The following is a 12,029-nucleotide window of genomic DNA, read 5'->3' on the forward strand; positions in this document are numbered from 1 at the left end:
CATGCCACAGGATATTAGGGTCAAGATTTGCGGGCTGACACGGCCCTCAGATGTGTCTGCTGCGGTTGACGCGGGCGCGTCCTATCTTGGCTTCAACTTCTTTCCAAGATCCCCCCGTTATCTGGATTTCCCCGACGCAGCGGTACTTGCGGTTGACGTTCCCGATGGGGTGGCCAAGGTGGCGCTGACCGTTGATGCCGATGATGACCTGCTGGATGCGCTGACCGGGACGGTGCCGCTCGACATGTTGCAGTTACATGGCAGTGAAACGCCCGAGCGGGTGCTGGCGGTGAAATCGCGCTACGGCTTGCCGGTGATCAAGGTCGTGGGTGTTGCCACCAAGGACGATCTGCCCCTTTTGGACCTGCATGCACGGGTCGCTGATCAATTGCTGGTGGACGCCAAGCCGCCGCCCGGTGCCGACCGGCCTGGCGGTAATGCGCTTGCTTTTGACTGGAACCTGATCGCCGGGCGCCGTTGGTCGGTGCCCTGGATGCTGGCGGGGGGGCTGACACCGGAAAATGTAGCCGAAGGCATTGCCCGGACCGGAGCGAAACAGGTCGATGTAGCCTCGGGCGTGGAAAGCGCGCCGGGGGTCAAGGATGCGCAGATGATCGCTGATTTCGTTTCAGCCGCGCAGGCATGACCCGTTTTCGCGAAGCGACGCGCGAGGACGTGCCTGCCATCGTGGCGCTACTCGCGGATGACGTGCTGGGCCAGGCCCGCGAGCTTTCCGACCTTGGGGCCTATCTTGCGGCATTTGATGTCATGCAGAATGAGGCCGGCAATACTGTGATCGTGGGTGAGGATGCCGCCGGCACATTGGTCGCTACCTATCAACTGACCTTTATCAGCGGGCTTTCCCTTGCCGCGGCGCGCCGGGCACAGGTGGAAAGCGTACGGGTTGCCAGCCATCTGCGCGGGCAGGGGATCGGCGAGGCGATGTTTGCCGATGCCGAAACGAGGGCGCGCGCGGCGGGATGCAGCCTGATGCAGCTGACAATGAATGCCACGCGCACCGATAGTCACAGGTTTTACGAGCTTCTGGGATTTAAACCGACCCATACGGGTTTCAAGCGCGCATTGTGACGTGAAAACAGGTCGATGTCTGATCAGACGATGACACCCTGTTGCTGGTCACCGGTAGCAGGCCAACAACACTTCGAATTCATATGACCGGGTGATCCAGACGGTTGCGGTCTCTGCCGGACAATATACCCGATCTTCGTATGAGCCGCAGAAATGAACCACCTCTGGACCATCGACACTGACCCAAGCACTTCCGCCGGGCTGAACGTGAAGGTCATCGACGCTTCCCCAAACCATGAATTCCTGCTCGGCGCATTTCAGCTCGATCCGGTCCAGGAGGTTATTCGGATTAGGCTGCTGTGCCAGAGCGACGTTGCTAAAGAGGGTCGCAAACAGGGCTGACAGAACTGAATGTCGCATAAGTAGCGACCTTCTACGAGGATTGCTCATTTTGTGGCGGCACATCTGGGTCGTCATCCGGTGCTCCTCCGGTCTTTGGAATTTCGGGCTCTTCTGGCGTTGGATCAATTTTGGGCTCCTGGAACGTTCGGCGCAGACAGGCCGCGCTGACACTTCCCTCGCCGTCCCAGTTGACCTGAACATCAGCGACATCTTTGGGGCAGCGCTTTTTCATCTCGACAATCTCGTCATCGCTGCGCTTTTCGCAAAAGAGGTGAATCTTGGGCCCCGAAACGCCGGTTTTCTTGACATGGGTGCCCGTCAGGATACGTGCCTCGATGATCTCGCCAGCACTGAGGAAAAGCTTGTCTCCATCAACCAGATTGCAGGTCATTTCTGCGCTGGCGATGCCTGGTAGCAGCGCCAGGAGGATCGCCTGGATAGTGCTTTTTGGCGTGAACCGTGACATTACAAGGCCTCGCATTTGCTGGTAGTGAAATCCTCTTGCATTCGCTGGGCTTTCTTCCTGAATCTTTCAACTTGCCGGGCTGAGCGGCTGTCCTGCTGTTGCAGGCTTTCCCACGCCAGGCACAGCATTGTCGTACGGTTGCTAGGCTGGTTGGTCAGACGGGCCAGTCTGAGATACCCGTTGGCGGCAAAGTCGAAATCGTCCAGATCCTCGGCAATTGAAATACTTTCGGTGATCAGGCGCTTGGCGGTTGAGATCCTGCCGACCTCTTCTTCGATATCGGCCATGCGGTTGATCACCGTCAACTCGTCATAGCTTACCTCTTTCAGCTGGCGGTGGATCGCGCGCGCCTCGGCAAGGGTCTTGAGCGCGCGATCGAAATCCAGGTCAAGCTGGTAGGTCTGCGCCACGCTGTCCAGTGCCAGTGCCGTGCCCTTCAGATTGCCGGTTTCCTTGAAGCTGTCGATGGCATCTTCATACCGTCTGCGCGCTTTGACCGTCGCAGGAGAGCGATCGGTAAAAAAGCTTTTCTTGATCAGGTCGGCGTATCGCATCTGAATTTCCGCCGCCAGGTCATAGCGCTGATGCGCAAGTGCCAGTCGGATAGCCGCTTCAAACTTGTCCTCTGCCGTTGAGACGTTGCCGATTTCCCATTCCAGCAGCGCGTGACGTCCCAACATGCCGACTTCGACTGCGGGCAGATTGACTGCCTTCGCGAATTCGATGTTCGAGTTGTAGAAATTTCCCAGAGCGGTCTTGAGCTTTTCGGCCTCAACCTTGCTGGCCGTATCCTCTTCACTGACAGCATCCCCGACCGAAGGGGCTGTCGAGCGCACGTAATCCGCGAAGGTCGACATGGTTTGTTCAAGGCTCTGATCAGCGATTTGGGTGGCGCGGGCTTCCTGTTGTTCGAGCCGGCGCAGCATCTCGCCCGCTTCGGTCATTAATCCGTCCAACGCATCCTTTTCCCGGCTGACAACATCTCGCGTCTGGTCGAGCTTCCGCTGCGCCTCGCTGATCTGCTTGTTCGCGGTCGCCACTTCACCCGCCGCTTTCTTGACGTCGAACCCAAAGAAAATCACGCCGATCAAGGCAAAAAGCCCTAACAAACAGGCCGCGAACTTTGCGAATTTCATAAGGCCTGCGTCGACAATGATTATCGCGTGCCCACCATCAGAAAGCTGAGTTCGGAGATCTTGCAGCGCATCGCTGTCCAATTGCGTTTTGGTATCTGTCATCTGACATGGCCCCGCAGGCCGCCAATCTGAAATCTGAAATAAAAGTATAAATACAAGTTATAAGTGTATCATGGTTTTGAACCTCCCTCAAGCTTGGGACGTAAGTGGCTTGTTCCTGCAGGTATATTCTGTGGTCTTGGCGGGGCACGGCCTGTCCGATTTAAAACCGGCTGCGCCAGTATGCGAGCGATGTCTCATCCGTTGTGTTGCAGGCCATCCTTAATTAAAGCGGTCAGCGCAGGTAATTTCAGCGAGCCCGTCAGAATGAATGCTACAAGCCCCAGAATTATCATTCATGCAGGTCATGGGAAGACCGGGACAAGCGCGTTGCAATCCTCACTGGCACTAAGCCAGGCTAATCTGCTGAAGAAGGGGATCGCCTATCCGGACCATCCCAGCTTTGACGATGCCCGTGCGGGTAAGATCTCTAGCGGCAACATCGAGCCGATGAATATTGTCGAAAGCTATGATGAAACCTGTGCACGCTATCCTGATGCGCATAGCGTGCTTTACTCCAACGAATATTTCTTCCCGGCAATCGTTGATACGCCCGAGTTCCTGGAGCCTCTGTTAGATCGCGGCGTTCAGATCAGCGCCATTCTGTTTATCCGAAATCCCCTGGACCATGCCGTTTCGCGCTATGTTCAAACCATCAAAAGGCGAGGTTCGACCCGCCATCTGGAAGAAGAACTGGCCCTCTATGACCGGCCGGTCCGGGTGCTCCAATTCATCGTAAATGCGCGTCGACTTGGGCTTGATCTGGAGGTTCTGAACTATTCCAATCACAAGAGAAATCTGAACTCAGTTTTTGCCCGGACGATCGGTGTGGAGGCGTCTGATCTGTTGGATCCGGCACGCCCGACGATTAACCGTGGGCTGACCCGATCCGAGTTACGCCTGCAGCGGGCATTCAACATAGAATGGGGCCGTAAGAGCAGTGCTTTCGTGTCAGACCCTCTTTGCAATGAACTGCCGGATATCAAGGCCGAGAAACCATTGGTTTCGCGCGCCGCCTACGAGGAATTCGTGCGTGTGATCGACAAGATGGTGGCGGATGTAAATGCCATCATTCCCGCCGAGGAGCGCTACGTGGTTGGGTCCTATGAAGACAGCTACGGTGACGCCGATCCGGATGTGTCGGAAAGTTTCAACTTCAGTGCCGAACAGCTTGATGTCCTGGCACGGTCGATTTCGGCCCGAATCCCGCAGCTTCCCGACGAGGCCGCGCCGGTCCCCGAGCCGGCTGGACCCCCTGAGCCGACGGCACCGACATCAGCTTGGCAGAAGATCAGCCAGCGATGGAAACGGTCCTGATCTAAGTTCAGGAATGGCTTTACACCCTGCAATGCGGGGGCTAGGTGATACGGTGCATTTTACCGGAGGTGGCATATGGCCAACGATCTCTTCAACAGCTTCATGACCGGCCCCGATGAAAAAGGCCGTTTTGGCGACTTTGGTGGGCGGTTCGTGTCAGAAACGCTGATGCCGCTCATTCTTGAGCTGGAAGCCCAGTATGAAAACGCCAAGACTGACGAGAGCTTTTGGGCTGAGATGCACGATCTTTGGACCCATTACGTGGGGCGCCCCTCTCCGCTTTATTATGCCGACCGGCTGACCAGCCATCTGGGCGGGGCCAAGATTTACCTCAAGCGTGACGAGTTGAACCATACCGGTGCGCATAAGATCAACAACGTGTTGGGCCAGATCATCTTAGCGCGACGCATGGGCAAGACCCGGATCATTGCCGAAACCGGCGCGGGCCAACACGGCGTGGCGACGGCGACTGTCTGCGCCAAATTCGGACTGAAATGCGTTGTTTACATGGGCGCGCATGATGTAGAACGGCAAAAGCCCAACGTCTTCCGCATGCGCCTTTTGGGGGCCGAGGTAATTCCGGTGACCTCTGGCCGGGGTACGCTGAAAGACGCGATGAATGATGCGTTGCGTGATTGGGTTACCAATGTGCGCGATACGTTTTACTGCATCGGTACCGTTGCGGGCCCGCACCCATATCCGGCAATGGTGCGTGATTTTCAGGCGATCATCGGCAAGGAAGCCAAGGAACAGATGATGGCCGCCGAGGGCCGCCTGCCTGACACGCTGATCGCCGCAATCGGTGGCGGATCGAATGCCATGGGCCTGTTTTTCCCGTTTCTCGACGACAAAGAGGTGAACATCATCGGCGTCGAAGCGGGTGGCAAGGGCGTCAATGCCAAGATGGAACATTGCGCGTCACTCACCGGCGGACGCCCCGGCGTGCTGCACGGTAACCGCACCTATCTGCTGCAGGATGATGACGGGCAAATTCTAGAAGGTTATTCTATCTCCGCTGGCCTGGATTATCCCGGCATCGGGCCGGAACATAGCTGGCTGCACGAGATCGGCCGCGCCAAATATGTCTCGATCACTGACAAGGAAGCGCTTGAAGCATTCCAGCTTTGTTGTCTGCAGGAGGGGATCATTCCGGCGCTGGAACCCAGTCATGCGCTGGCCCATGTGATGAAGATCGCGCCCACGCTACCCTCGGATCACCTGATCTGTATGAATATGTGCGGGCGTGGCGACAAGGATATCTTCACCGTCGCCAAACATCTGGGTTTCGAAATGGCAGAAGCCGATTGATACCAAGCCGACGTGTTTCGGGCGAACCTACGCTCGTTTTACGGCTCCATCGCAAAGCGGTCGTAGCAAAGAAACGCCCGACCCGGTGACCTTCCACCGGATCGGGCATTGGCTGCATATTCCAATGTGACTCGTTAACCGTTCAGATCGGGCAGATTGCGCTTATTAACCTCGCGGCGTTGCTCGACCATTACTTTGTAAATCGCCTCGTCCACGGTCTCTTCGATCCCGGGCTTCGGCTCACCTTCCATTTCGTGCCAACCATGATTTAACATCGCAGGCGACTGCGGTTCTTCAAACTCTTCACTCATCAACCTAAACTCCAGTCAGGATTTCCCACCAAGTCCTAACGAAAGCCATCCTTAACCATTCAACGGATACACGTTAATCTGTCGGCCTCATACGCAGCCAATCATCAGAACGGGTCGTGTGCCCAAGGGCGACGGCCCTGCACGGCTCTGGGGCACGAACACACCCCAGCACCGCAATGCAGAAATCGCAGACAGAAAGCGCATGCTTTAGGAAATAACTTTCACTCATACTCTTAACTTTTACTCGTACACTCTTGCAGAACATGGATTTGAGCATACGCTTTCCGTCTGTGATCCTTCGATGTCTTAACATTGTGACTAAATTTAGGTATCGCAAGTCCTATAATTAGGATTAATGAGAAACGCCTACTTTTAGTTAAATTGACAGTGTTCGCATTTCCGCAACAGTTTCGCGTGCTTTGCTGGAAACGGCAGCAAATTTGCGGAACTGTTTCCGGGTGAAGCAGCCGCGGTCCCAAATTAAGGACGTGGAGCCTGATGATTTTCACTGGGCGCTGATCGTTCTGAAATTGGAAAAAATTTGTTTTTGCGAGCGATCACCAGGTATCGCGGCACTCATCCGGTCAATTATTGTTAAAACGAGATGTTTTGCGCGAAACGAAGTCAGGCACGAATCGCAGATATGGATGGATTTCGGTGCCCCGGCCTTTCCGGTCGGAGCACCCTGATCTCAGAATGCTTGCGTGGTATAGTCGACCTCGTCAGGATAAAGCGTGTCTTCGATCGAGGTTGTATGCACCTTTACCAACCTGCCAGCTTCGACACGCGAGATATACTGATGGCCGAATACCTGGTGGGTCTTGCCATTGAAGATTTTGGCGCCTTGTGGATGGGCCTGGCTGTGCGGCATGTCGGTCATCGCCTCGACGGCCTCGATCAGCGTGGCCCGATCGCCCGGCCCTTGGTATCCTGCGGCCTCCATTCCGGCCTTGATGACATGTAGCGTCTCCCAGCAGCCGAACATGTGGGCATAGGTTGACACATCCGTGGGGTCGCTGACCGACGCGCCATTGTCGTCAACGCCGACGGCGGCGCGATAGAACTTGTCATGCTCGGATTGATCTGGCTGCGCGTTGCGCGGGTTCCCCTCCCAGAAATAGGTGCCCTCAAGGTATTCGAGACCCGGGCTGGCGATATCGACCGCCTCAAGGCTGTCGATGAACCCGAACATCTCAGGTCGCGACGGCCCGAAGAATTCACCCAGTTCCTTGACGAAGGTCAGCACCGCAGGCCCGACCATGACGTGATAGAGCACTTCGGTGTCGCGCGGGATTTTCGGAAAGTACTTGGTGAAGGAGGTTTCAGACGGCGGAATGGCAATTTTTTCCAGCACCTCGCCGCCCTGAGCTTCGATCGCTGCACTGAAATAGTCGCGGTGATCGTGGCCGAAGGCAAAATCGGGGAAGATCATCGTGACCTTCTTGCCAAGGTTATCGGCCACGTAAGGGGCCATCGCCTGCACCTGGCTTTTTACATCGGTAATGCCGGGCTGCAACGTATAGCGGTTGAGCATGCCTGAGGCCACGTGGTGGCCCTCGGAGACGACAAAATAGGGCAGCTTCAATTCACCTGCCCGGGGCGAGGAGCCGATGACCACATGGCTGAAGAGCGTGCCGAAGCCCACGTCGCAGCCGTGCTGGTTGGCGAATTTCTCAACCACTTCTGCGCCGCGCTTGGGGTCGGTGCCGTCATCTTCGGCCATTATCTCGATCATACGGCCATTGATGCCGCCGCCGTCGTTGATCAGTTTGACCGCCGCCTGTGTGGTACGGTCATACCAGCGGCCATAGGCGGCGCCGATGCCGGTACGGTGGACCTGAAAGCCGATCTTGACAGGTTCCGACGTTTGCGCGTTGGTGTAGCGCGCCCATAGCGGCAAGCTGGCTGCGGCGGCCCCCAAGCCAAGGGTTTTCAGGGCGCCGCGGCGCGTGGTGGCATTTGTCATATCCTCAGTCTCCCATGTCTGAGCAGGTGGGCACGTGGTGGCCCGCAATTGCAGGTGATTTTGCGAAGTGGCTCGGGGATTGTCCAGCGGAAACGAGGGTCACAGCCCGCGTGGCGAGGCCAGCAGCCAAAGACCGAAAAAGGTATATAGCACCATGAAAGCCGCAAGCGGCGCCTGCGAGAGTGCCGCGCGGCGATGATCCCCGAACGCCTTCAGCGCCAGCCCGTGCGCCAGCAAAATAGCAATGACATGGCCCGCGACCACCGCCCCCGCCTGCGTCAGCCAGATCGTGCGCACGGTGCCGGGGGTGTTAAAGAAACCGGTGGTCACGTAGAACTGCCCAAGGCCCAGCAGATCAGCGCCAGTGGTCATCGGATCGCTGGCAGCTTTCAGCGCATATTGCCCGTCGACCATGAAACTGGTGAGGTAATGTGCCACGTGATAGCCAAGCGCAATTGGCAGGATCGACGGGGCAAAAAGGCAAAAGGCGAGGGTCAGCCCCATATTGCTGCGGGCGACCACGAGGCCCAGCCAGATCGAGGTTCCAAAAACAACAACCAGCGCGATGTTTGCCGCGATCAGGCCCAGAATGGTCGGTGTTACAACCGCGCTGCGGCCCGGAAATTCAAGTGGGTTGAGGCCAAGTTTACCCAGCCACCAAAAGGTCTCGTTCAGCCCGTCGAAACTGCCGGTGCCCAGCAGGATCAGCATAAAAAGCGCGAGGCCCAATGACGTGCGTGGCCGTGCCATGATCTTCCAGCCGGGCAACCCTGCCGCCAGATGTTGCCCCTTACGGCCCAGCATGCTGACGCTGGCGTAGCTGCGCATCAGAATTGTCAGCGCTTCGGCCCGGATCAGCCAGCGGGGACCGAACAGCACGACGCCCAGCAGCGTTGCGTACCAGTACCCACCCGCGAATAGCGCCAGCCGTGCCGGGTCAGCGGGTGCGGGATCGGCCAGCAGCAAAAGGGCAAAGCTGAAAAAGATGGCGATGCCCGGGCCATAGCCCAAGAAGACCGGATATCTGAAAAGGGGCCGCATTTCTGTCACGTGCGAAAGAACTGCCGCAGGCCCAGTCCACGGGTTGGTCCAGCGCCAGTGATCGCCGATCGCACCCTGAAGGGCAACGAGGCCGATCCACCACACGGTCCAGACAAAGAGCGGCAGCGGGTTGGTCAGCGGATCGCGCGATCCGGTCAGACCGATCCAGATCAGGGCCCCGAGCACCAAAGCCGCCGTGCAACTGCTGACATGGTGCAGCGGCAAACCGTGGCGTCTACAAAGCAACAATGGCCGGAAGATACCAAGCGCCGCTCGCGCCGGAACCCGCGCAAGCAACAATACCGTCAGTGCAACAGTCGCGACGCCCGCCGCAATATAGGCGTTCGTGGGCAACAGCAGGACGAACCCCTGTTCCGAGGCGTGTGCCAATGCGCTGCCTGGCGCTATCAGCAGTAAAAACAGAAAGATGTATCGCATGGTTAGCCTCATGGCCGGAGATTACCTCGCTGGTATCCGGACGAAAGGGCAAATCAGTGTATTATGTCGATGCGACCGGGTGTCCGTGTGCGGACCAAAGCTGCCAATGCTCTGTTGGACGTCAATGTCCGCTTTTGGTTGCAGTAAGCTGCCCAAATCATGACACAGATCATCAGTAATAAGATGAACAGATTGAACCTGGCCGCTCAGTGAACACCTATGCCGCATGTACCGAAAATACCTAAAAGACGTCTCCTTTTTACGATTCTCTTGATCTGGCCAGCGGCTCTTCAAGCGCAACAGCCAAACGACCTGGCAAATGATTATTATGTTGGGAGAGCCGTAAACGAGGCTGGCGCCCTGGGCGATCAAGCCAGTGTCGAATTAGCTTCCCAAAGGGTTGTAGCGTATTTCTTCCGCGTACAAGCCAACCAGGATGGAGTTGTCAGCGCGGACGATACCTTGGATTACACTAGGTCATTTGTCGCAAATGGGAATCATTCTAGGACCACCGACTTTGCCAAGTATGACCTAAACCAAGATGGTGTCGCGACACAGAACGAGCTGGAAGTAAGCCTCTCCCAAAAAACATGGGTTACAGCAAGCACCGCTTATGCTGAAACGCGGTCTCGGCTTTCCGTTGAAAAGCGTTTTCAGCAGTTGCTTGCAGAAAGAACAAAGAGCCTACGCGATCGGGTTAGCGCTGCCCCTGATGTGGACATTGAGGCGCAGGGGGACAGCTATGCCCCGGTTGAGGACCTTCAGAAGTTGCTAAACAACACAAGTACCTGGGGTCCGCCCTTTTTCTCGGTATTTGATACGAATTCGAATCTTCAAGTCGATTTCGAGGAGTTCACAATGCCTATATTTGCTGCCATTCTTGCCGCTGATACAGACGGCGATGGAATATTCTCTGCAGGGGAGCAAGACTTGATTAAAGAAGCCCAAAAAATTGCAGAGGCAGCTCTTCGAAATAGCAAAGACAAGTTTAGTTTTCCTGACCCGCGATGAGTGCAAGCTGCAGCAAAACCAAGTCAAACCCAAAAGCGGTCGTTCACGAACTGTGCAGCATCCGTCGCTTTGGGCTCAGAGCGGACCTTTGCTTCATTTCTTCCTCATGCTGACGCGGGCATCGGGACTGCGTCGGATCAGACCGTCCTGTTTGCAAAAAACCCCGCCGGCGGGGCGGGGTCTTTTCGATCACAGAAGTGGTGTTGGCTCAGCCCTGACGGGCTTTGAACCGGCGTTGGGTTTTGTTGATCACATAGACGCGGCCTTTGCGGCGCACGACGCGGCAATCACGGTGCCGGTTCTTCAGCGAGCGAAGCGAGTTACGAACCTTCATGGTCCTCTCCTTTATGTCGCGGCGCGGGCCAGCGCCTGGGGTTGTCGGGTGCCCCGCTTGCGCGGTGCAGTGAATATGGTGGGCGATACAAGGATCGAACTTGTGACCCCTTCGATGTCAACGAAGTGCTCTACCGCTGAGCTAATCGCCCGTTTCACCTGCGCTTCAGTAGCCCCCAATAAATAGGGGCGCGGAAATCCGCGCCGGTTCGCTGGTGTCTATAAAAGGAGTCGGAAGAGGGATCAAGGGCTTTTAGAATGACATTTTGCGGTTATGATAATTCGCAACAGGAGAGATGATGCCAAAGGTCGCCTATCAACTGATCCACCCCGAGCGGCGCACCACAAGTGTGGTTTTCGCGTCGCCGCACAGTGGGCGGGACTATCCGTGGAGCTTTATCCGGCGGACCAACCTCAATGAACACACGGTGCGCAGCTCCGAGGACGCCTTTGTTGACCAACTCTTTGACTGTGCACCAAAATTTGGCGCACCTTTTCTGAAAGCCGGGGCGCCGCGGGCTTTTGTCGATCTGAACCGCAGCGCTGAGGAGCTTGATCCTGCGCTGATCCACGGGGCGCAACGCTCGGGGCACAATCCCCGCGTGGCCTCGGGTCTGGGCGTGGTGCCGCGCGTGGTGGCAAACGGCAAGGCGATCTATTCCGGCAAGATCACCATGGCCGAGGCTGAAAGGCGTATCACGGGCTATTGGCAGCCTTATCATGAGACATTGCAGGCGCAGCTGGATCAGGCCCATCTGATGTTTGGGCAGGCGATTCTGATTGATTGTCATTCGATGCCCCATGAGGCGATGGACTCGGTGGCACGCGCCGGCGTTCGCCGCCCCGAGGTTGTGCTGGGCGACAGGTTCGGCGTTGCGGCTGACGAGGCGATTATGGATCGGGTCGAGGCGGCCTTTTGCGATGCCGGTCTGGCGGTCACCCGCAATACGCCCTTTGCGGGCGCGTATATCACCCAGCATTACGGCCGGCCAATGCGGGGCCGCCATGCGATACAGGTCGAAATAGATCGTGCGCTTTACATGAACGAACAACAGATCCGGCCCAACAGCAATTTTCAGGCTTTCCGCGACCTGTTGAAAGGTGTCGTTGCCGAGATAGCATCAATCGGGCGGCCAGTCGGCCAGTCGCTCGCGGCGGAATAGATCATCTTG

General features: G+C 56.8%; 13 protein-coding genes and 1 tRNA gene. 6 read left to right on the forward strand and 8 right to left on the reverse strand.

Annotation, left to right across the window (positions count from 1 at the left end):
- Window position 1: 1 nt before the first annotated feature.
- Both LC334_RS17340 and LC334_RS17345 read left to right on the forward strand, forming a co-directional pair.
- Entirely contained in the window at window positions 2-646 is a 645-nt protein-coding gene (locus LC334_RS17340) for a phosphoribosylanthranilate isomerase (protein WP_085801549.1), read from the forward strand.
- Window positions 643-1,089: a GNAT family N-acetyltransferase gene (locus tag LC334_RS17345; RefSeq protein WP_085801548.1), complete on the forward strand. Its 447-nt coding sequence runs from the start codon at window positions 643-645 to the stop codon at window positions 1,087-1,089. Before LC334_RS17340 ends, LC334_RS17345 begins: the two co-directional genes overlap by 4 nt.
- A 48-nt stretch (window positions 1,090-1,137) precedes the next feature.
- Here LC334_RS17345 and LC334_RS17350 read toward each other — a convergent pair whose 3' ends face one another.
- Genes LC334_RS17350 through LC334_RS17360 form a run of 3 tightly spaced genes read right to left on the reverse strand, consistent with a single transcriptional unit; the run spans window position 1,138 to window position 3,135 of the window.
- Window positions 1,138-1,449, reverse strand: a complete 312-nt coding sequence (locus LC334_RS17350) for a hypothetical protein (protein WP_085801547.1) — start codon at window positions 1,447-1,449, stop codon at window positions 1,138-1,140.
- Between the two features lie 13 nt (window positions 1,450-1,462).
- Window positions 1,463-1,897: a hypothetical protein gene (locus LC334_RS17355; RefSeq protein ID WP_085801546.1), complete on the reverse strand. Its 435-nt coding sequence runs from the start codon at window positions 1,895-1,897 to the stop codon at window positions 1,463-1,465.
- Complete coding sequence (locus tag LC334_RS17360) at window positions 1,897-3,135, reverse strand: hypothetical protein (RefSeq protein WP_085801545.1); 1,239 nt, start codon at window positions 3,133-3,135, stop codon at window positions 1,897-1,899. Before LC334_RS17360 ends, LC334_RS17355 begins: the two co-directional genes overlap by 1 nt.
- A 264-nt stretch (window positions 3,136-3,399) precedes the next feature.
- On the opposite strand from LC334_RS17360, the gene LC334_RS17365 reads away from it, so the two are divergent.
- Both LC334_RS17365 and trpB read left to right on the forward strand, forming a co-directional pair.
- Window positions 3,400-4,449 carry a hypothetical protein gene (locus tag LC334_RS17365; protein ID WP_085801544.1) on the forward strand — a complete coding sequence of 350 codons (1,050 nt, stop codon included), beginning with the start codon at window positions 3,400-3,402 and terminating at the stop codon, window positions 4,447-4,449.
- A gap of 75 nt (window positions 4,450-4,524) precedes the next feature.
- Window positions 4,525-5,757 (forward strand): tryptophan synthase subunit beta, encoded by a 1,233-nt coding sequence (gene trpB, locus LC334_RS17370; RefSeq protein ID WP_085801543.1) that lies wholly within the window; start codon window positions 4,525-4,527, stop codon window positions 5,755-5,757.
- Between the two features lie 134 nt (window positions 5,758-5,891).
- Here trpB and LC334_RS17375 read toward each other — a convergent pair whose 3' ends face one another.
- The 3 genes from LC334_RS17375 to LC334_RS17385 all read right to left on the reverse strand — a co-directional run bounded on the left by LC334_RS17375 (window position 5,892) and on the right by LC334_RS17385 (window position 9,513).
- Window positions 5,892-6,068, reverse strand: a complete 177-nt coding sequence (locus tag LC334_RS17375) for a hypothetical protein (RefSeq protein ID WP_176237732.1) — start codon at window positions 6,066-6,068, stop codon at window positions 5,892-5,894.
- Between the two features lie 691 nt (window positions 6,069-6,759).
- On the reverse strand, window positions 6,760-8,034 hold the full coding sequence (locus LC334_RS17380) for an ABC transporter substrate-binding protein (RefSeq protein ID WP_085801541.1): 1,275 nt from the start codon (window positions 8,032-8,034) through the stop codon (window positions 6,760-6,762).
- Between the two features lie 99 nt (window positions 8,035-8,133).
- Window positions 8,134-9,513 (reverse strand): hypothetical protein, encoded by a 1,380-nt coding sequence (locus tag LC334_RS17385; protein WP_085801619.1) that lies wholly within the window; start codon window positions 9,511-9,513, stop codon window positions 8,134-8,136.
- Window positions 9,514-9,732: 219 nt separating this feature from the next.
- On the opposite strand from LC334_RS17385, the gene LC334_RS17390 reads away from it, so the two are divergent.
- A complete protein-coding gene (locus LC334_RS17390) occupies window positions 9,733-10,524 on the forward strand; it encodes a hypothetical protein (protein ID WP_085801540.1) in 792 nt (263 codons plus the stop codon).
- A gap of 208 nt (window positions 10,525-10,732) precedes the next feature.
- On the opposite strand, the gene ykgO is transcribed toward LC334_RS17390, so the two are convergent.
- Together ykgO and LC334_RS17400 are read right to left on the reverse strand one after the other, a co-directional pair.
- Window positions 10,733-10,858 carry a type B 50S ribosomal protein L36 gene (ykgO, locus tag LC334_RS17395; protein WP_005850168.1) on the reverse strand — a complete coding sequence of 42 codons (126 nt, stop codon included), beginning with the start codon at window positions 10,856-10,858 and terminating at the stop codon, window positions 10,733-10,735.
- 76 nt (window positions 10,859-10,934) lie between these two features.
- Window positions 10,935-11,009, reverse strand: a tRNA-Val gene (locus LC334_RS17400).
- A gap of 147 nt (window positions 11,010-11,156) precedes the next feature.
- On the opposite strand from LC334_RS17400, the gene LC334_RS17405 reads away from it, so the two are divergent.
- Window positions 11,157-12,020, forward strand: a complete 864-nt coding sequence (locus LC334_RS17405) for an N-formylglutamate amidohydrolase (protein WP_085801618.1) — start codon at window positions 11,157-11,159, stop codon at window positions 12,018-12,020.
- Window positions 12,021-12,029: the final 9 nt, after the last annotated feature.

The sequence above is a fragment of the Roseovarius aestuarii genome, from assembly GCF_019966515.1.
Lineage (GTDB): Bacteria > Pseudomonadota > Alphaproteobacteria > Rhodobacterales > Rhodobacteraceae > Roseovarius > Roseovarius aestuarii.